The sequence below is a fragment of the Actinacidiphila acididurans genome (assembly GCF_016918855.1).
GTDB lineage: Bacteria > Actinomycetota > Actinomycetes > Streptomycetales > Streptomycetaceae > Actinacidiphila > Actinacidiphila acididurans.
In genome coordinates this window covers 48,692-66,136 of the sequence record NZ_JADKYB010000031.1, presented here as the reverse complement: position 1 = coordinate 66,136, position 17,445 = coordinate 48,692, and the positions used below count along the sequence as shown (strand labels likewise).

General features: G+C 72.5%; 15 protein-coding genes. 7 read left to right on the top strand and 8 right to left on the bottom strand.

The genetic code is table 11. From position 1 onward, the window contains the following. Window positions 1-33 precede the first annotated feature (33 nt). Window positions 34-1,266, top strand: a complete 1,233-nt coding sequence (locus ITX44_RS37290) for an SPFH domain-containing protein (protein WP_205363820.1) — start codon at window positions 34-36, stop codon at window positions 1,264-1,266. 425 nt (window positions 1,267-1,691) lie between these two features. Here the strand turns inward: ITX44_RS37290 and paaK are convergent, their stop codons facing one another. Continuing rightward, window positions 1,692-3,026, bottom strand: coding sequence for a phenylacetate--CoA ligase PaaK (gene paaK / locus ITX44_RS37285; RefSeq protein ID WP_205363819.1), 1,335 nt, complete (start codon window positions 3,024-3,026; stop codon window positions 1,692-1,694). Window positions 3,027-3,303: 277 nt separating this feature from the next. On the opposite strand from paaK, the gene ITX44_RS37280 reads away from it, so the two are divergent. After that, the gene (locus ITX44_RS37280; protein WP_205363817.1) at window positions 3,304-4,554 is read left to right on the top strand and encodes a glycosyl hydrolase family 8; all 1,251 of its coding nucleotides are present in this window, start codon (window positions 3,304-3,306) and stop codon (window positions 4,552-4,554) included. Here ITX44_RS37280 and ITX44_RS37275 read toward each other — a convergent pair. After that, the gene (locus ITX44_RS37275) at window positions 4,533-5,561 is read right to left on the bottom strand and encodes a DMT family transporter (protein WP_205363816.1); all 1,029 of its coding nucleotides are present in this window, start codon (window positions 5,559-5,561) and stop codon (window positions 4,533-4,535) included. The two genes, ITX44_RS37280 and ITX44_RS37275, sit on opposite strands and share 22 nt — an antisense overlap. Window positions 5,562-5,665: 104 nt before the next feature. On the opposite strand from ITX44_RS37275, the gene ITX44_RS37270 reads away from it, so the two are divergent. Together ITX44_RS37270 and ITX44_RS37265 are read left to right on the top strand one after the other, a co-directional pair. Then, the gene (locus ITX44_RS37270; RefSeq protein WP_205363815.1) at window positions 5,666-6,601 is read left to right on the top strand and encodes a LysR family transcriptional regulator; all 936 of its coding nucleotides are present in this window, start codon (window positions 5,666-5,668) and stop codon (window positions 6,599-6,601) included. Window positions 6,602-6,677: 76 nt separating this feature from the next. Further along, on the top strand, window positions 6,678-8,111 hold the full coding sequence (locus tag ITX44_RS37265; protein WP_205363813.1) for an NAD(P)/FAD-dependent oxidoreductase: 1,434 nt from the start codon (window positions 6,678-6,680) through the stop codon (window positions 8,109-8,111). A gap of 39 nt (window positions 8,112-8,150) precedes the next feature. Here the strand turns inward: ITX44_RS37265 and ITX44_RS37260 are convergent, their stop codons facing one another. Then, window positions 8,151-10,028: an ATP-binding SpoIIE family protein phosphatase gene (locus tag ITX44_RS37260; RefSeq protein WP_205363812.1), complete on the bottom strand. Its 1,878-nt coding sequence runs from the start codon at window positions 10,026-10,028 to the stop codon at window positions 8,151-8,153. Between the two features lie 114 nt (window positions 10,029-10,142). Continuing rightward, a complete protein-coding gene (locus tag ITX44_RS37255; RefSeq protein WP_205363811.1) occupies window positions 10,143-10,841 on the bottom strand; it encodes a glycoside hydrolase family 75 protein in 699 nt (232 codons plus the stop codon). Between the two features lie 181 nt (window positions 10,842-11,022). Between ITX44_RS37255 and ITX44_RS37250 the strand changes: the two genes are divergently transcribed. Beyond that, on the top strand, window positions 11,023-11,766 hold the full coding sequence (locus ITX44_RS37250) for a ribonuclease H family protein (protein WP_205363810.1): 744 nt from the start codon (window positions 11,023-11,025) through the stop codon (window positions 11,764-11,766). Between the two features lie 77 nt (window positions 11,767-11,843). Here ITX44_RS37250 and ITX44_RS37245 read toward each other — a convergent pair whose 3' ends face one another. The 3 genes from ITX44_RS37245 to ITX44_RS37235 form a co-directional block, all read right to left on the bottom strand. Further along, window positions 11,844-12,038: a DUF6126 family protein gene (locus ITX44_RS37245; protein ID WP_205363809.1), complete on the bottom strand. Its 195-nt coding sequence runs from the start codon at window positions 12,036-12,038 to the stop codon at window positions 11,844-11,846. After that, a complete protein-coding gene (locus ITX44_RS37240) occupies window positions 12,035-12,676 on the bottom strand; it encodes a helix-turn-helix domain-containing protein (RefSeq protein ID WP_205363808.1) in 642 nt (213 codons plus the stop codon). The genes ITX44_RS37245 and ITX44_RS37240 overlap by 4 nt, the downstream gene beginning before the upstream one ends. A 92-nt stretch (window positions 12,677-12,768) precedes the next feature. Next, window positions 12,769-13,740, bottom strand: coding sequence for an aldo/keto reductase (locus ITX44_RS37235; RefSeq protein ID WP_205363807.1), 972 nt, complete (start codon window positions 13,738-13,740; stop codon window positions 12,769-12,771). 306 nt (window positions 13,741-14,046) lie between these two features. Here ITX44_RS37235 and ITX44_RS37230 point away from each other — a divergent pair, with 306 nt between their 5' ends. Next, complete coding sequence (locus ITX44_RS37230) at window positions 14,047-15,402, top strand: discoidin domain-containing protein (protein WP_205363806.1); 1,356 nt, start codon at window positions 14,047-14,049, stop codon at window positions 15,400-15,402. A 120-nt stretch (window positions 15,403-15,522) separates the two neighbouring features. Beyond that, complete coding sequence (locus ITX44_RS37225) at window positions 15,523-16,236, top strand: chloramphenicol phosphotransferase CPT family protein (RefSeq protein WP_205363805.1); 714 nt, start codon at window positions 15,523-15,525, stop codon at window positions 16,234-16,236. 3 nt (window positions 16,237-16,239) lie between these two features. Here ITX44_RS37225 and ITX44_RS37220 read toward each other — a convergent pair whose 3' ends face one another. Further along, on the bottom strand, window positions 16,240-17,139 hold the full coding sequence (locus ITX44_RS37220; RefSeq protein ID WP_205363804.1) for a bifunctional helix-turn-helix transcriptional regulator/GNAT family N-acetyltransferase: 900 nt from the start codon (window positions 17,137-17,139) through the stop codon (window positions 16,240-16,242). Between the last annotated feature and the right edge of the window lie 306 nt (window positions 17,140-17,445).

Genomic DNA, 17,445 nt, shown 5'->3' with positions numbered 1-17,445 from the left:
GCGCAATATGCGTGCAGAAGAAGGAGACAGAGGATGTTCGGTTACCGCGTTCCCGCGCCCGACGAGGCGATGCTGATCTCGGGCGGTCAGCGAGGCCTCGGGGGCGCTCCGTTCCGTGTCGTGACCGGTCACGGCAAGTTCGTGCTGCCGATATTCCGCAAGACCCGGTTCCTGACCCTGGCGATGAACGAGGCCGAGGTCGCCGAGAAGTGCGTGACCAAGCAGGGCATCACCCTGACGGTCAAGGCCGTCATCGCCTTCAAGGTCGGCAACGACCACGAGAGCATCGTCAACGCCGGGCAGCGCTTCCTGTCCGACCAGGACCAGATGGCGATCCTGACCGGCCGGATCTTCGCCGGCCACCTGCGGGCGATCATCGGCTCGATGACGGTCGAGGAGATCGTCACCGAACGGCAGAAACTCGCCTCGGAGGTGCTGGAGACCTCCAAGTCGGAGATGGCCAAGATCGGGCTGATCGTCGACTCGCTGCAGATCCAGTCCATCGACGACGGCGACACCGGCTACATCGCCGCGATGTCGCAGCCGCACAAGGCCGCCATCCAGCGGCAGGCTCAGATCGCCCAGGCCCAGGCCACCCAGGCGGCCGTCGAGGCCCAGCAGGCCGCGACCCGCAACCAGGCGGAGTACGCCCGGCAGACCGCGGTCGTGCAGGCCGAGTACAACGCCGAGGTGGACCGGGCGCAGGCCAAGGCCGCGCAGGCCGGCCCGCTGGCCCAGGCGCACGCCCAGCAGGAGGTGCTGGCCGCACAGACCGAGCTGGCGCTCAAGGCCGCCGAGCTGCGGCAGCAGCAGCTCGTCGCGGAGATCGTCAAGCCCGCCGAGGCCGAGGCGGAGCGGATCCGGGTGCTGGCCGCCGCGGAGGCCGAGCGGATCCGCATCCAGGCCGCCGCTGCCGCCTCGCACGACCGGGTGGCGCTGGACCGGATGATCATCGACCAGCTGCCGCAGATCGTGAAGGAGGCGGCGGCCGGGCTGAACGGCGCCAACGTCAACGTGCTCAACGGCGCCGACGGCCTCGGTGAGCTGGCCGCGGGCCTGGTCAGCCAGGGTCTGACCATCCTGGACTCGGTCCGCAAGAACCTCGGCGCCACCGACGGCGAGGGCGCCCCGGGTTCCTCCGCCGCGGTCGCGCTGCGCGGCTACATCACCCCGTCCGACCAGTCCGGACGTCAGGGCGGCGGCCAGGGCGGCGACAACGGCACCGGGGGCAAGGGCGCCTCCGACGGCCCGGTCGACATCGGCTGACCCCGGATCGGCCGACCCCGCACGGAGCGGGCGGCGCGCCGTCTACGGCCACCGCCCGCACCTGTACGCGTCCCCGGCTGCGGTACGGCGTGTCCGCCCGGGCGCAGCCCGGCCCGCGTCGGTCATCGTCCCGAGGCCGTGCGGGCGAGCCCCACCGGTCCAGCACATCCGTCATGCGGGCGAGGTTCACCGGTCGGGCGCGCCTGCCGTGCGGGCGAGGACCATCGGTCCGGCACATCCGTCATGCGGGCGAGGTTCACCGGTCGGCGCGACGGCCGTGCAGCGAACCCCACCGGTCCGGCATGTCCGTCATGCGGGCGAGGTTCACCGGTCGGCGCGACGGCCGTGCAGCGAACCCCACCGGTCCGGCATGTCCGTCATGCGGGCGAGGTTCACCGGCCGGCGCGTCCGCCGCGCAGCGAACCTCACCGCTCCCGCAGGTCCGCCACCCGGCGGATCTTGCCCACCGAGCGCTCCAGTGAGCCGGGGTCCACGACCGACACCTCGACGCTCACGCCGATCCCGTCCTTGATGCCCCGGGCGATGGCTGCCGCCGCCGCGGCGCGCGGGCCGGGCTCGGTCAGGTCCTCGCGGGCCTCGGCCTGGACCGCCATGTGGTCCATCCGGCCGCGCCGGGTCAGCTCGATCCGGAAGTGCGGGGCCACCCCGGGAGTGCGCAGCACGATCTCCTCGATCTGGCCGGGGAACACATTGACCCCGCGCAGGATGATCATGTCGTCGCAGCGGCCGGTGACCTTCTCCATCCGCCGGAAGGCCGGGCGCGCCGTCCCCGGCAGCAGCCGGGTCAGGTCCCGGGTGCGGTAGCGGATCACCGGCATCGCCTCCTTCGTGAGCGAGGTGAACACCAGCTCCCCGTGGCCGCCCTGCGGCAGCACCTCGTCGGTGAACGGGTCCACCACCTCCGGGTAGAAGTGGTCCTCCCAGATGTGCAGGCCGTCCTTGGTCTCCACGCACTCCTGCGCCACCCCGGGGCCGATCACCTCGGACAGGCCGTAGATATCCACCGCGTCGATCGCGAACCGCTCCTCGATCTCCTCCCGCATGGCCTGCGTCCACGGTTCGGCGCCGAAGATCCCCACCCGCAGTGAGGTGCCGCGCGGGTCGACGCCCTGCCGCTCGAACTCGTCGAGCAGCGTGAGCATGTAGGAGGGGGTCACCATGATGATCTCCGGCCGCAGGTCCTGGATCAGCCGCACCTGACGGGCCGTCATGCCGCCGGAGGCGGGTATCACCGTGCAGCCGGCCCGCTCGGCGCCGTAGTGCGCCCCGAGCCCGCCGGTGAACAGCCCGTATCCGTAGGCGACATGGACCTTGTCGCCGGGCCTGCCGCCTGCCGCCCGGATCGACCGGGCCACCACCTGGGCCCAGGTCTCCAGGTCGCCCTCGGTGTAGCCGACCACGGTGGGCAGCCCGGTGGTGCCGCTGGACGCGTGCAGCCGCCGTACCTGCGAGACCGGTACGGCGAACATGCCGTACGGGTAACTGTCCCGCACGTCGGCCTTGGTGGTGAACGGGAACCGTGAAAGGTCCTCCAGGGTGCGGCAGTCCTCCGGGGCGACCCCTGCCTCGTCGAACTTCCGCCGGTACAGCTCCACATGGTCGTACGCGAGCCGCAGGGTCCGGCGCAGCCGGCCCAGTTGGAGCGCCCGCAGCTCGTCACGGTCCAGCCGCTCGGCCGGGTCGAGCAGGTCGTACGGGACCGGTCCCGGGTGTGCCGCCTGCGCCGTCTCGCCGCCCATGCCGCCGCCTCCTCGCGTCCCGCACACCGGACCAGGTTGCCGACCGACCGTTCGGTACGGCTTGCTGAGCCCAAGGAATCAGCATCGGTGCGGTCTGTCAAGGCATCGCTCGCCAGGTCGTACCCGACTCCGATGTCAGCCGCCGTCGGCCCCGGCTGCACACCTCTTGACGCGGGAGTCGTCGGGCAACACTCTGGACGCCAGCACGTTAGGAACCTTTCCTAACTATCGCTGGACATCATCCGCGCACACCCCCCACGCGCCAAGGAGCGATCGGATGTCACGATCGGTGAAGTCACTGGCGGCCCTCGCGGTCGCCGCCTGCTGCACGGCGGCCGGCCTGCTGGTCGGCACCGGCGGCCCGGCCGGTGCCGCCACCACCCCCGCCCACCCGTTCCCGGCCCACGTCAGCTACAAGGTCGGCGTGCTGCCCTCGGCGAGTCAGGCCAGCCGCGACGCCGCCGTGCAGAAGGCATACGACTCCTGGAAGAGCAGCTACCTGGTGCACGGCTGCGCCTCCAACGAGTACTACGTCTCCACCAAGGGCGACGACGACGCGCCCAACAACGGCACCGTCTCCGAGGCCCAGGGCTACGGCATGAACATCGTGCCGCTGATGGCCGGGTACGACACCAACGCGAAGGCCGAGTTCGACGGCCTGTGGCAACTGGTCAAGGACCACAAGGACCCCGACGGCCTCATGCAGTGGCAACTGGACGGCAAGAGCTGCGCGTACGCCGACAGCGGCACCCCCGACTCGGCCACCGACGGCGATCTCGACATCGGCTACGGTCTGATCCTCGCCGACAAGCAGTGGGGCGGCTACACCGCCGACGCCAAGGCGTGGCTGGCCTCCTTCTGGGCCCACGACGTGGCCTCCGACGGCCACCTGAAGTGCGAGGACGACGGCCCGGGCACCGACACCCGGCCGTCCGACATGATGCTCGACCACCTGCGGGCCTTCGCCGCCTACGACACCGCCCACGACTGGAACAAGGTGGTCACCCGCACCGAGGCGGTGATCTCCGAGTTCACCGGCGCCTACTCCGCCTCCGCCGGGCTGCTGTCGGACTTCGTGGTGAACGCCAACACCACGAGCCCCAAGCCCGCCCCGGCCGACTACCAGGAGTCCCAGCCGGACAACATCGTCGGCTACAACTCCCTGCGCGTGCCCTGGCACCTGGGCACCGACGCCCTGGTCAACGGCTCGAGCACGGCGGCGGTCGCCTACGCCACCGCCGTCAAGGAATCCGCCTGCCTGAAGTCCCTGTCCGGCGGCAACCCCGCCAAGGTCCAGCCGCACATCAAGCTGAACTGCGCGAACGGCAATGTCTCCGGCGACACCCAGGCCGAGGAGGCCGGCGACGCGGCGGGCCCGGCCGCGATGGCCGCCGGCGACCAGGCGTGGACCGACGCGATCTGGAAGCAGCTCGGCACCAACCCGTTCGGGGACGCCTACTACGGCGAGACGATCAAGATGCTGGTCTACCTGGTCATGTCCGGCGACTACTGGAACCCGGTCGCCTGACCGTCACCGGTGCCGCCGCCGTCCCCCCGCCCGGGCCCGGGTGCGGCGGCGGCACCGGCCCGTTCCCCGGCCCGCGGCCGCTCCTGATCCGGGGGAGCACTGGACGCGGTGCCGGTCGCGGGGGAGTGCCGCGGCCGGCGGTTGACGGTGATCACGCCCGCCACGGTGACGGCGCCGCCGGCCAGTTCGACGGCCCCGGGTACCTCCGACAGCCACACGAAGGACACCACCAGCGCGATCGGCGGCACCAGGTACAGGGCCGCGGTGGAGACCGCGAGCGGCAGCCGGGCCACCGCGTACCCCCAGATCACGAAGCCAAGTGCCGAGGGCAGCAGCCCCAGGTAGACCGCGGCGCCCAGCGCGCCGGCCGGGGCGTGCGCGGTGGCCCGGACCGCCGCGGGCAGCAGCGGCAGCGCGAGGAGCAGGCCCGCGGTCATCGCGTAGGTGGCGACCTCGAGGCCGGAGTACCGCCGCAGCAGCGGCTTGGTCGCCGCGTGGTAGACGCCCTGCGCCACGGCCGCGGCCAGCACGATCAGCGCGCCCGCGGAGAAGCCGCCCGCCCCGCCGGCCAGCGCCACCACCGCGCATCCGCCGAGCGCCACCATGCTGCCGAGGACCACCCGCCGGGTGGGCCGTTCGCCGAGGAAGGCGGCGCCGAGCAGCACGCTGAACACCGGCGCGCTCGCCACGATCAGGCTCGCGGTGCCGGCCGGCACATGCACCTCGCCCCAGTTCAGCAGCACCTGATACGCGGTCATGCCGGTGGCCCCGCACAGCGCGATCAGCGGCAGATCACCGCGCGCGGGCCGCCGTATTCCCGACCGGAGCCCGACCGCGAGCAGGGCCAGCGCCGCAGACGCCAGCCGCAGGAAGGACAGCGCCGCCACCCCCAGGCCGTCCACCGCGACCCGGATGGCCGGAAACGCTGAGGCCCACAGCACGGCGGTGCCGGCCAGGGCCAGGAACCGGGCGGACAGGAAGCCGGGGGAGAAGGTACGCGAGGGCATGCCCCTCAGGCTGGCCGCGCGGACACAGAAGGTCCAGTGATGTTTTCTTGGCTGATCCGTAAGCATGCCTTGCATGTGAGGCTGACCGGCGCCAGCATGGACGCATGCTCGACGTCCGCCGCCTGGCGATCCTCCACCACCTGGCCACCCACGGCACGGTCGCGGCCACCGCGGCGGCCCTGCACCTGACCGCGCCCGCGGTCTCCCAGCAACTGGCCGTCCTGGAACGCGAGGCCGGGCTGCCGGTGGTCGAGAAGCACGGCCGCAGCGTGCGGCTGACCCCGGCCGGCACTCTGCTGGCCGCCCACGCCGGTGTGCTGCTCGGCGACCTGGCCGCCGCCGAGGCCGACCTCGCCGCCCTGCGCGGCGGCGAGACCGGGACCGTACGCGTCACCGCCTTCGCCTCGGCCGCCCGCACCCTGATCCCGCCGCTGTGGCAGCGGCTGGCCGAGGACGGCCCGGCCCGGCGCCGCATCGCCCTGCACCTGACCGAGCAGGAACCCGACCGCGCGCTCGCCGCCCTGCACCGCCGCGACACCGACCTCGCCCTGGTGCACGGCTACACGGTGCTGCCGCGCGACTTCCCGGCCGGCTGTGACCACGAGGTGCTGCTCCAGGACCCCGTGGTGCTCGCCCTGCACCCCGACCGTGCCGCCCGGCTCGGCCTCGGCCCGGGCGAACCCGCGGACCTCACCGCCCTCGACGGCGACCCCTGGCTCACCCCCGGCCCCGAGACCTCCTGCTACGAGATGATCCAGCGGGCCTGCGGAGCCGCCGGCTTCGTGCCGGCCGTCCGCGCCCGCAGCAGCGACTTCTCCGTGCTGACCGCCCTCGTCGCGGCCGGCGCCGGTGTGGCCCTGGTGCCCCGCCTCGCCCTGCCCGAGACGTCCGCCCCACTGAGCCTGCACCCACTGGCCGAGCCGGTCACCCGTACCGTCTTCACCGCCGTGCGCACCGGCACCGCCCGACGCCCCGACCTGCGGCACGTCCTGACGCTGCTGCACGAGACGGCCGCGGTGCGCGGCGGCGCGGGCGGGTAGCCGTACCGCCGGAGCCCGTCCGGCCCGGTCGCGTCCTCCGGCTGGCGCGGGCCCGTTCGCGGGGGTAGGAATCAGGATGTGCGAAGCCGCAGTCCGGCGGGCAGGCGACGATCAGCCGCCTGAGCCGGAGAAGGGACGGGACACCGTGGCACGACCGAGGATTCTCGTGGTGGGTGCAGGCTTCGCGGGAGTGGAGTGCGTACGACGGCTGGAACGCAGGCTCGGCAGTGACGAGGCCGACCTCGCACTGGTGTCGCCCACCGCGTACCAGCTCTATCTGCCGCTGCTGCCGCAGGTCGCCTCCGGCATGCTCACCCCGCAGTCCATCGCGGTGTCGCTGCGCCGCAGCCGCAAATACCGCACCCGGATCATCCCCGGCGGCGCGATCGGCGTGGACCCCAAGGCCAAGGTGTGCGTGATCCGCAAGATCACGGGCGAGCTGGTGAACGAGTCGTACGACTACATCGTGCTGGCCCCCGGCAGCATCACCCGCACCTTCGACATCCCGGGCCTGACCGACACCGCCCGCGGGATGAAGACGCTGGCCGAGGCCGCGTATGTGCGCGACCACGTGATATCGCAGCTCGACCTCGCCGACGCCAGCCAGGACCCGGCAGAACGCGCCTCCCGGCTGCAGTTCGTGGTGGTCGGCGGCGGCTACGCCGGCACCGAGACCGCGGCCTGCCTGCAACGGCTGACCAGCGCCGCGGTCAAGCGCTACCCCCGGCTCGACCCGGCCCTGATCCGGTGGCACCTGATCGACATCGCGCCCAAGCTGATGCCCGAACTCGGCGAGCGGCTCGGGCTGAGCGCCCAGGAGATCCTGCGCAAGCGCGGAGTGCGGATCTCGCTGGGGGTGTCCATCGCCAAGGCCGGCCCGGAGGAGGTCACCTTCACCGACGGCCGGGTCATCCCGACCCGCACCCTGATCTGGACCGCGGGCGTGGCGGCGAGCCCCCTGGTGGCCACCCTCGGCGCGGAGACCGTACGCGGCCGGCTCGCGGTCACCGCCGAGATGACCCTGCCCGGCTTCGACGGGGTCTTCGCGCTCGGCGACGCCGCCGCCGTCCCGGACCTGGCCACCGGCGAGGACGCCGTCTGCCCGCCCACCGCCCAGCACGCCATGCGCCAGGGCCGCAAGGTCGCCGACAACATCATCGCCACCCTGCGCCACCGGCCGCTCCAGCCGTACGTCCACAAGGACCTCGGGCTGGTGGTCGACCTCGGCGGCCGGGACGCGGTCTCCAAGCCGCTCGGCATCGAGCTGCGCGGACTGCCGGCCCAGGCCGTGGCCCGCGGCTACCACTGGTCGGCGCTGCGGACCAACGTCGCCAAGACCCGGGTGCTCACCAACTGGCTGCTCAACGCTGTCGCCGGCGACGACTTCGTCCGTACCGGCTTCCAGTCCCGCACCCCCGCCACCCTGCGCGACTTCGAGTACACCGACGCCTATCTCACCCCCGAGCAGATCCGGGAGCGGACGGTCGGAAGCGGGCACACCGAGCCCTGAGCGGGGGAGCCGCAGCCGGTCGCGAGCCGCCGTGCCCGCTCACACGTCCGGCGGCTGCTGTCCGTTCACCTGCCCGTTCGCCTCGGCCAGCCGGAACCACACCGTCTTGCCCGCGGACTCCGGCCGTACACTCCACTCCTCGGACAGGATGTCCAGCAGCATCAGCCCGCGGCCGGAGGAGGCGAGTTCGCCCGGGGTGCGCTGGTGCGGCAGTTCGTCGCCGTGGTCGGTGACCTCCACCAGCAGGTGGCGCCGGCCCGGCTCGCCGGACACGGACGCGGTCAGCGCCGCCGTCTGGTCGGTGTGCACCAGGACATTGCCCACCAGCTCCGAGGCCAGCAGCACCGCGGTGTCCACCTGGTCCGGCTGCGTCCAGTCGTGCAGCAGCGCGACCAGCTCCGCCCGCGCCTCGGCCAGCCCCTGCCCCTCGTCCTGCCCGATGGTCAGGACGAGCTGCCGTTCGGGCATCTCCGGCCGGGACACCGGGGTGTCCCGGCGCAGCAGCAGGAGCGCGATGTCGTCCTCGTTGCGCGGCGAGTGGCGCGCCCGCCGGTCCGGGTCCTGCGGTACGTGCCCGGTGGGGTCGCCGTCCGGGCCGCCGTAGCGGGTCGGCGGCCGGTGCACGGCCTGGATCAGCCGGTCCGCGATGCCCTCCAGGTCCTCGGTGGGCCCGGGCGTCATGGCGTCGCGGACCCGGATCCAGCCGCTGAACATGTCGTGCCCGCCGGTCTCGATCAGCCCGTCGGTGCACAGCATCATGATCTCGCCCGGCCGCAGCTCCAGGTCGGTGACCGGGTAGTCGTGCTCGTCCGGCATCAGGCCGAGCGGCAGCCCGCCGTTGACGTGCTTGAGCATGCAGGTGCCGTCGGGCAGCCGCAGCACCGGGTGCGGGTGGCCGGCCCGGGCGATGTGCAGCATCCCGGTGGCCGGCTCCGCCTCGATGTACAGGCAGGTCGCGTAGCGGTCCTCGTCCAGTGCGGTCAGGAAGCGCGAGGTGCGGGCCAGCACGGCGTCCGGCCGGTGGCCTTCCGCCGCGTACGCGTGCACGGCCGTCCGCAACTGCGCCATCAGCCCGGCCGCGTGCACGTCGTGGCCCTCCACGTCCCCGATGACCAGGGCGAGCCGTTCGCCGGGCAGGTTGATCACGTCGTACCAGTCGCCGCCGACCACCAGCCCGCCGCCGGTGGGGATGTACCGGGTGGCCACGCTCAGCCCCGGCTCGGCCGGTTCGGCCGCCCCCATGCTGCGCCGCAGGCCGCGCGAGAGGGCGAGTTCCGCGCTGCTGGTCCGGGTCCGCTCCAGCGCCTGCGCGACCAGCCCGGCCGCCTGCGCCAGCAGCTCGCGTACGTCCTCGGCGAAGTCCATCTGCGTGCCGAAGGCCGCCAGCAGCACGCCGGTCAGCCGGCCCGAGACCACCAGCGGCAGGAACGCCCACGCGTTGCGGCCGTGCCGGGCGACCAGGTGCCAGATGTCCGGGAAGCGGGCCCGGTACTCGCCCGCCGTGGGCAGATACACCGGCCGGCCGGTGTCGACCACCTCGGTCGCCGGATGCCGGGTCGTCACCGGCATCCGGAACATCGACTCGGCGCCGGTGCTGCGGTATCCGTACTGGCCGAGCGTGTTCAGGAACTTCTCGGTGACCCCGAAGACCACCAGCCCCTCGAGCGGGAAGTCCGGGGTCCGCAGCCGTACCAGCGTCCGCAGCGCGTCGGCCAGGGAGTCCGACTCGGCCAGGTCGTGCCCGGCCGCGAGCACGTCGGAGTCACGCCGCCTGGGGGAGGCCCGCCCGTCCGGCGCCCGCGAGGCCGCTCCGGCCTGCCGCGTGGACGCAGGTCCGATGTGGTTCAGCGCCTCGATCTGCCGGAGCTCGGCGGAGTCCGGCGGATCGCCCGCCGGACCGTCCTCTGCCCTGCCCATCGGCGCCCTCTCGCCCCGCGTCCGATCCGCTCGTCCCGTCGGTTCCCATCCGTTCCATGCTCCGCCGGGACCGCGCGCCTCGCACGCGCAGAGGGCGCCGATGAACGCCCGGCGTCAGTTGCTGTTGATGAACTGCTGCGCCAGCGTCTGCCCCTTGGTCACCGCGTCGCTGTGGCTCTCGATCGGGCTGGCCTGCGAGTTCTGGAACAGGATGTAGGTCACGCCGGAGTCCGCGCCGCCGAACTCCGGGTCGGGGTCGATGCCGAGCGCCTGGGCGGTGGCGTACGACGCCTCGCCGATGATCTGCGTCGGCCCGGTGTCGCCGACCACCGCGTACTCCACCTTGTTGTTGTAGATCACCGCGACGATCCCGCCGCCCTTGATCCCGGACGAGGAGTACTTCCAGATGCTGCTGGCGCTGGGCACCACGACGTAGGGCAGGGCGGCCGAGCTCAGCGGCTTGCCGTTGGACTGCTGGAAGGCGGTGTCGTCCTGGAACCACGGGTCGGTGTCGGCGTTGCACTGCGTGGTGACCTGGCCGTCGCAGTCGATGTCCATGTCGGCCTTCCAGAACACGGCGCCGTTCTTGCCGCACACCGGAATCGTCGCGGACGTCTCGTCGTCGGTCTTGTACTTGCCGTTGGAGATCTGCGAGCAGGACGTGACCTTGGCCAGCAGCGCCGCGGCGCTGACCGACCCCTCCTGCGCGCTGTGCGGGCGGGCCGCCGCGCGGGTGCCGGCCAGGGCCGGATCGGCGGCGGCGAAGGGGACGGTCGCGGTCACCAGGAGCGCGACGATCAGACGACGGCGCATGGGGGGATGCTCCTTTGTTAGGAAGGTTTCCTTACATGTGCGGGACCAAAATGCCCGCACCGGCACGGTCCGTCAACCCCTGGCGCACCACCCGTCACGCCCGTATCCCTGCGCAGGCCCTCCGGCCTGCGGTGTTGCCGCCCGCCCCGGGGCGATGTGCTCATCGGTGCGGTGACTTGGCATGATCGGTGCTGTGGTTGAGCGCATCATCGCCGCGTGTGACGGGGCGTCGAAGGGTAATCCGGGCCGAGCGGCCTGGGCATATGTGATCGCCGACGAGCGGGGCGAGCCGGACCGGTGGGAGGCGGGCCCGCTGGGCGTGGCGACCAACAACGTCGCCGAGCTGACCGCCCTGGAGCGGCTGCTGTCGGCTGTGGACCCCGGCCGGCCGGTGCAGATCCGGATGGACTCGCAGTACGCCATGAACGCGGTGACCACCTGGCTGCCCAACTGGAAGCGCAAGGGGTGGAAGACCGCCGCCGGCAAGCCGGTGGCCAACCAGGAACTCGTGGTGCGCATCGACGCGCTGCTCACCGGCCGGGACGTGGAGTTCCGGTACGTACCCGCGCACCAGGTCGGCGGCGACCGGCTCAATGACTTCGCGGACCGCGCCGCCAGTCACGCCGCCGTCGTCCAGGAGCCGGCCGGCAGTGACCTCGGCTCGCCCGAGCCGCCCGCGTCGGCGACGTCGCCCAAGGCCGGCGGCGGCGCCCGTAAAGCGGCCGGTACGCGGCGGGCGTCCGGCGGATCGTCGTCCTCGGGAGGCGCCGGCCGGTCCGGAGGCGGTGCGGGCGGGGCGTCCGGCGGCCCGGCCCGCACGCTCAAGGCGAAGTACCCGGGCCGCTGCCGGTGCGGGCGCTCGTACGCGGCGGGGGAGCTGATCGCGCGGAACGACGAGGGGTGGGGGCACCCGGACTGCCGCTGACCGTCGTACACGAGCGGGTGGCCGCCGGCGGACGGGGGTTCCGGCCGGCGGCCACCCGCAGTTCGGGGGCCTTGTCGTCAGCGCTTGCCGATGACCGTGAACATCAGGAACAGGTAGAAGGCCATCAGGTGCGCGGCCACCACGTAGATCAGGACGCGCGTGATGGCGCCGCGTTCCTTCTGCTTCTCGTCGCCGTTGGTGGTGGGCTGGACGTGCGCGGTGACCTGCGGGGTGGCCGGCGGGGTGTCGTGGGGCGTGCTCGGCGTGGTCATGATCGCTCTCCTCGCATCCGAATGGCTTCGGGCGCCCCGATGCACAAGGCCGCGGCGTCGCTCTGCATGAGGGTGTGGACGAACAGCAGGTCGACCCCGGGGGCGCCCGCGGCGGCCAGCCGGTGGGGGACCAGGGAATCGAAGTGCGCGCCGTCCCCGGCGTCGAGCGTGTGGGTGCGCTCGCCGAGGACCAGTTCCAGAGTCCCGGCGGTGACGTACAGCCACTCCTCGCCGGGGTGCACCCGGACCAGGGCGCGCTGGGCGCCCGCCGGGATGTGCAGCCGCAGGGCCTGCATCGCGCGCCCGGTGCCGCCGGCCCGCCAGTACGTCCAGCCGCCGGCGGGCACCGGCGTCATCTCCGCGCCGCGTACGATGGGATCGGGCTCGGCCGAGGTCTCGCCCAGCAGATCGGACACCGTGGTCCCGTACATGCGGGCCAGTCCCAGCAGCATCGGCAGCGACGGCTGCCGCAGCCCGGACTCCAGCCTCGACAGGTGGGCGGGCGACAGCCCCGCGCGCCGGGCGGCCGCCTCCAGCGTCATTCCGGCGGCCAGCCGGCGCTCCCGCAGCCGGGGAGCGAGGACCAGCTCCGCCGCCTCGGCGGCGGGGGCGGTGTCAGGAGCACCGAGGGTTTCCATGCCTCCATGGAACAGCGCCCGTGCCTCTGAGGCAAAAATTTTGCCTCAGAGGCAAAGAGGGCAAAGAGGCAGCGCCCCGCGCTGGGGCCGGCTCAGGCGTGGCCCGCGATGCCGTGCGGAGCGTAGTGCTCCTCCAGGCGCTTGGCCTCTTCGTCGGTGAGGCGCAGGTCCACCGCGGCCACCGCGTCGTCGAGGTGCTGGGCCTTGGTCGCCCCCACGATCGGAGCGGTCACCGTGGGCTGGCGGAGCAGCCAGGCCAGGGCCACCTGCGCGCGGGGCACGTCCCGTTCGGCCGCGACCGCGGCCACCGCGTCCGCGATGTGACGGTCGCCCTCCTGGTAGAGCGTCTTGCCGAACTCGTCGGTCTGGCTGCGCGCGCTGACCGTGTCCCACTCCCGGGTCAGCCGCCCCCGGGCCAGCGGGCTCCACGGTATGACTCCTACGCCCTGGTCCGCGCAGAGCGGCAGCATCTCCCGCTCCTCCTCGCGGTAGAGCAGGTTGTAGTGGTTCTGCATCGAGACGAACTTCGTCCAGCCGTGCGCCTGCGCGACGTACTGCGCTTTGGAGAACTGCCAGGCGTACATCGAACTCGCCCCGATGTAGCGGGCCTTGCCCGCCTTCACCACGTCGTGCAGCGCCTCCATCGTCTCCTCGACCGGCGTGCCCGCGTCCCAGCGGTGGATCTGGTACAGGTCCACGTAGTCCGTGCCGAGCCGGCGCAGGCTGTTGTCGATCTCCGTCATGATCGCCTTGCGGGACAGCCCCCCGCCGTTGGGCCCGGGCCGCATCCGCCCGTGCACCTTGGTGGCGAGCACGATGTCCTCGCGCCGGGTGAAATCGGCCAGCGCCCGCCCGACGATCTCCTCGCTGGTGCCGTCCGAGTACACGTTCGCGGTGTCGAAGAAGTTGATGCCCGCGTCCAGCGCCTGCCGGATCAGCGGCCTGCTGTCCTCCTCCTCGAGCGTCCAGGCGTGGTTGCCGCGGTCCTTGATGCCGAAACTCATGCATCCGACGCAGACCCGCGACACCTCCAGCCCGGTCGCGCCCAGCTTCGCGTACTCCATGCTGCATCCCTCCGTCCGACGTGCTTCCCCCGTCCGACCGGCGATCAGCCTACGTCCCGGTGCTGTGCGTCCTTCCCGCACCCCGTGACGCCGGCCGCGGGCGCGACGCCATGGCCGCCACCGGCCTCTACAACACCAGCAGCATCGATGACAACATTGTCAACCGGGTCCGGGGCGCCGCGCCGCCGCGGCCGAGCACCCCCGGCCCTCCTCCGCCCCGGCCGCCGGCCCGCATGCCCGCCGGCCGCCGCGCGGCGGAACGCGAGACAGCGTGAGCACCCCCGGGCGACGGCCAAGGAGGCCAGCATGACTGTCAGAAGAGCACTCACCTGCCTGGTGGCGGCGGTGGTCGCGGCCACAGCCGCACTGCTGGGCGGGGTGAGCCCGGCAAGCGCGGCGAGCGGCAAAAGGGTCGTGATCTACTACCAGACCCAGTACACGAACGGCACGTACGTCTCCCCGCTCGGCCTGACCGACCACGCCACGGGCGCCACCGACCTGCTCATCGGCGCCTTCCACCTCAACAGCGACGGCTCGGTCCATCTCAACGACGACCCGCCCGGCGACCCGAAGTTCAGCCAGATGTGGACCGACGTCGCCGCGATGCAGGCCAAGGGCGTGCACGCGATCGGCATGGTCGGCGGCGCGGCGGCCGGCAGCTTCCAGCGCCTGGACACCGCCTTCTCCACCTACTACCCGCTGCTGAAGAACGTGGTGTCCACGTACCACTTGAACGGCCTGGACCTGGACGTCGAGGAGTCCATGTCCCTCGGCGGCATCGAGCACCTCATCGACCAGCTCCACACGGACTTCGGCGCCGGCTTCATCGTCACCCTCGCGCCGGTGGCCACGGCGCTCAGCGGCGGCGGCAACCTCTCCGGCTTCAGCTACGACCAGCTCTACCGGGACCGGGCGAGCTCCATCGCCTGGTTCAACGCCCAGTTCTACTGCGGCTGGGGCTCGCTGAGCTCCACCAGCGGCTACGACGCGATCATCGCCCACGGGGTGGTCCCCGCCGACAAGGTCGTCGCCGGCACCCTCACCAACCCCGCCAACTGCGGCAGCGGATACGTCGATCCGACCACCCTGAACTCCACGCTCTCCTCGCTGACCGCCAAGTACCCGACCTTCGGCGGCGTCGCGGGCTGGGAGTACTTCAACTCCCTGCCCGGCGGCACCTCGGCGCCCTGGCAGTGGGCGGCCTCGGTGAGCTCGGCCATGAACGGCGGCAGCACCGGTCCGACCGACCTCGCCCTCAACAAGTCCGCCACCGGCAGCACCCCCTGCAACAGCAGCGAGACCCCGGACAAGGCCGTCAACGGCAGCGTCAGCGGCGGGAACAGCGACAAGTTCTGCTCCCTGTCCTCGCCCGCCCAGCTCACCGTCGACCTCGGCGCCTCGCACGCCCTGACCGGCCTGGAGATCGACCACGCCAGTGCGGGCGGTGAGTCCGCGTCCTGGAACACCCGCGCCTACACCGTCCAGGTCTCCACCGACGGGACCACCTGGACCACCGTCGCCCAGGCCACCGCCAACACGGCCGGCGTCACCACCCACACCCTCAGCGGCACCTCCGGCCGCTACGTCCGGCTGAACGTCACCACTCCGACCCAGACCACCGACCCCGCCACCCGCATCTACGAACTGAAGGTCTTCGGCTGACCGTCCCCTCGGACCGCCGGCCACCGGTTCGCCGGGGACACCGCCTCCCGCACCCCCGGCGAACCGGCGGCTCCGCCCGGGCGATGATGATCGGACGTCATCGACCGTCGAGGAGCCCGCATGCGCCACGCCCCGGACCACGGCAGCCCGGACCCTGCCGGGCCGCCGTCCGCTCTCGGCAGCGGCCCCACCGGTCCCGTGACCGTGGCCGTGACCGGGCCCCTCTCCGTGTCAGAGCCGCTGTCCGTTCCCGCCCGGCGTGGCCGCATCATCTTCCTGAACGGCACGTCCAGTTCCGGCAAGACCAGCATCGCGCGGGAGCTGCTGGACACCCTCGACGAGCCGTACTTCCACCTGCCGGTGGACGCCTTCCACGCGATGCGCACCCGCCGCGAGGTCGCGCCGGAAGGGCTGGACGTGCTGCTGCGCCGGACCTGGATGGGCTTCCACCGCGCGGTCGCCGGCATGGCCGCGGCCGGCAACAACGTGGTCGTGGACCACATCCTGAGCGAGGAGTGGCGGCTGCTGGACTGCCTCGCCCTCTTCCCGGCCCAGGACGTGGTCCTGGTCGGCGTGCACTGCTCGCCGGCCGAGCTCGAACGGCGCGAGCGGGCCCGCGGCGACCGGCCCGCGGGGCTGGCCGCCGCCCAGCTGGAGCGGGTCCACGCGCACGGACTGTACGACATCGAGTGCGACACGACTGCGGCCGGCGCCGCCGACTGCGCCCGCCGCATCCGCGACTTCCTGCCCCGTCGGCCGCGCCCCACCGCCTTCGAACGTCTCAGGGCCGCTCTGCGCCCCGATCTGCCGCCGCTCGCAACGGAGTTGACGTAGTCCTCACTGCCGCGGCGGCGCCGCGACGCGTTTTTCGAACCAGTGGTGCGCGTAGGGCTCGTCGTTGAAGGCCGGGACCTCGGTGAAGCCGTAGGAGTGGTAGAGGCCGATCGCGGCGGTGAGGTCCCGGTTGGTGTCAAGGCGCAGGAGGTCGCGGCCGTGCTCGGCGGCGCGCGCCTCGAGTTCGGCCAGGAAGCGGCGGCCGAGGCCCAGGCCGCGGGCGCCGGGGGCGACCCACATCCGCTTGATCTCGGCCGGGGCGTCGGACGGCATTTTCAGGCCGCCGCAGCCGACCGGCTCGCCGTGCAGCCGGGCGACCAGGAACAGGCCGCGTGGCGGGCGCAGTTCGCCGGGGTCGGGCAGCAGGGTGCGGGCCGGGTCGAAGCCGGTGTCGAAGCGTTCGTGCAACTCGGTGACGTACGACCGCAGGCATTCTCGCGCGTCCGGATGGTCGGGGTCGACGGCGTCGAAGGTGACCGTCCCGGCGGTCAGCAGTCGTTCGACCTCGGCCATGGCGGCCACCAGCCGGGCCCGCTGGGCGGAGTTGAGCGGCGCCAGCAGCGAGCCGGCCAGGTCGTCGCTGCGGGCGTCGAGCATGGCCCGCTCGGCCCGCCCGGCGTCGGTGAGCCGTACGGTCCGTACCCGCCGGTCGTCGTGCTGCGGCTCCACCGTCACCAGCCCGTCGGCCTCCAGGCGGCGCAGCAGCCGGCTGACGTACCCGGAGTCCAGCCCGAGCCGTTCGCGCAGCCGCCGCACGTCCCGGCCCTCCTCGCCGACCTCCCACAGCAACCGGGCCTCGCCGATGGGCCGTTCCCGGCCGAGATAGTGGTCGTGCAGCACACCCACGCGCGCGGTGACGGCCCGGTTGAACCGCCGTACCTGGTCGATCTGCGTCGCATTCATTCTCTGACTTTAGTCAGGAAACCGGCCGCGGCGCCAGCTCCTCCGGGACCACCCGCGTAGCCCGGAGATCTGTCCGTTTCCCACGTTGTACGAGCGTGTCGCGCCATCCGAGGCCGACTGAGCGCCGCCGGTCGGCAACCCCCGATGCACCGATGAAGCCGAAGGTACGGCGGATATCACGCCCCACTTCCGCGTCAGGTATGGACATGACATGGCGGTCGTGCTGTCATGCCGGGGAACACCGGATTTCCCACGTGAGAAAGACGGCCTGCCCCCCACCCGGGCGCGCCGGACGAGGATCATCGC

Excerpts from the sequence above, each read along its gene's own strand:
- ITX44_RS37240 (WP_205363808.1), bottom strand. The coding sequence starts at position 12,676 with ATGGAAACCCTCGGTGCTCCTGACACCGCCCCCGCCGCCGAGGCGGCG.
- ITX44_RS37255 (WP_205363811.1), bottom strand. The coding sequence starts at position 10,841 with ATGCGCCGTCGTCTGATCGTCGCGCTCCTGGTGACCGCGACCGTCCCC.
- paaK (WP_205363819.1), bottom strand. The coding sequence starts at position 3,026 with ATGGGCGGCGAGACGGCGCAGGCGGCACACCCGGGACCGGTCCCGTAC.
- ITX44_RS37260 (WP_205363812.1), bottom strand. The coding sequence starts at position 10,028 with ATGGGCAGGGCAGAGGACGGTCCGGCGGGCGATCCGCCGGACTCCGCC.
- ITX44_RS37245 (WP_205363809.1), bottom strand. The coding sequence starts at position 12,038 with ATGACCACGCCGAGCACGCCCCACGACACCCCGCCGGCCACCCCGCAG.
- ITX44_RS37250 (WP_205363810.1), top strand. The coding sequence starts at position 11,023 with ATGATCGGTGCTGTGGTTGAGCGCATCATCGCCGCGTGTGACGGGGCG.
- ITX44_RS37225 (WP_205363805.1), top strand. The coding sequence starts at position 15,523 with ATGCGCCACGCCCCGGACCACGGCAGCCCGGACCCTGCCGGGCCGCCG.
- ITX44_RS37280 (WP_205363817.1), top strand. The coding sequence starts at position 3,304 with ATGTCACGATCGGTGAAGTCACTGGCGGCCCTCGCGGTCGCCGCCTGC.
- ITX44_RS37220 (WP_205363804.1), bottom strand. The coding sequence starts at position 17,139 with ATGAATGCGACGCAGATCGACCAGGTACGGCGGTTCAACCGGGCCGTC.
- ITX44_RS37290 (WP_205363820.1), top strand. The coding sequence starts at position 34 with ATGTTCGGTTACCGCGTTCCCGCGCCCGACGAGGCGATGCTGATCTCG.
- ITX44_RS37265 (WP_205363813.1), top strand. The coding sequence starts at position 6,678 with ATGTGCGAAGCCGCAGTCCGGCGGGCAGGCGACGATCAGCCGCCTGAG.
- ITX44_RS37275 (WP_205363816.1), bottom strand. The coding sequence starts at position 5,561 with ATGCCCTCGCGTACCTTCTCCCCCGGCTTCCTGTCCGCCCGGTTCCTG.
- ITX44_RS37235 (WP_205363807.1), bottom strand. The coding sequence starts at position 13,740 with ATGGAGTACGCGAAGCTGGGCGCGACCGGGCTGGAGGTGTCGCGGGTC.
- ITX44_RS37270 (WP_205363815.1), top strand. The coding sequence starts at position 5,666 with ATGCTCGACGTCCGCCGCCTGGCGATCCTCCACCACCTGGCCACCCAC.
- ITX44_RS37230 (WP_205363806.1), top strand. The coding sequence starts at position 14,047 with ATGACTGTCAGAAGAGCACTCACCTGCCTGGTGGCGGCGGTGGTCGCG.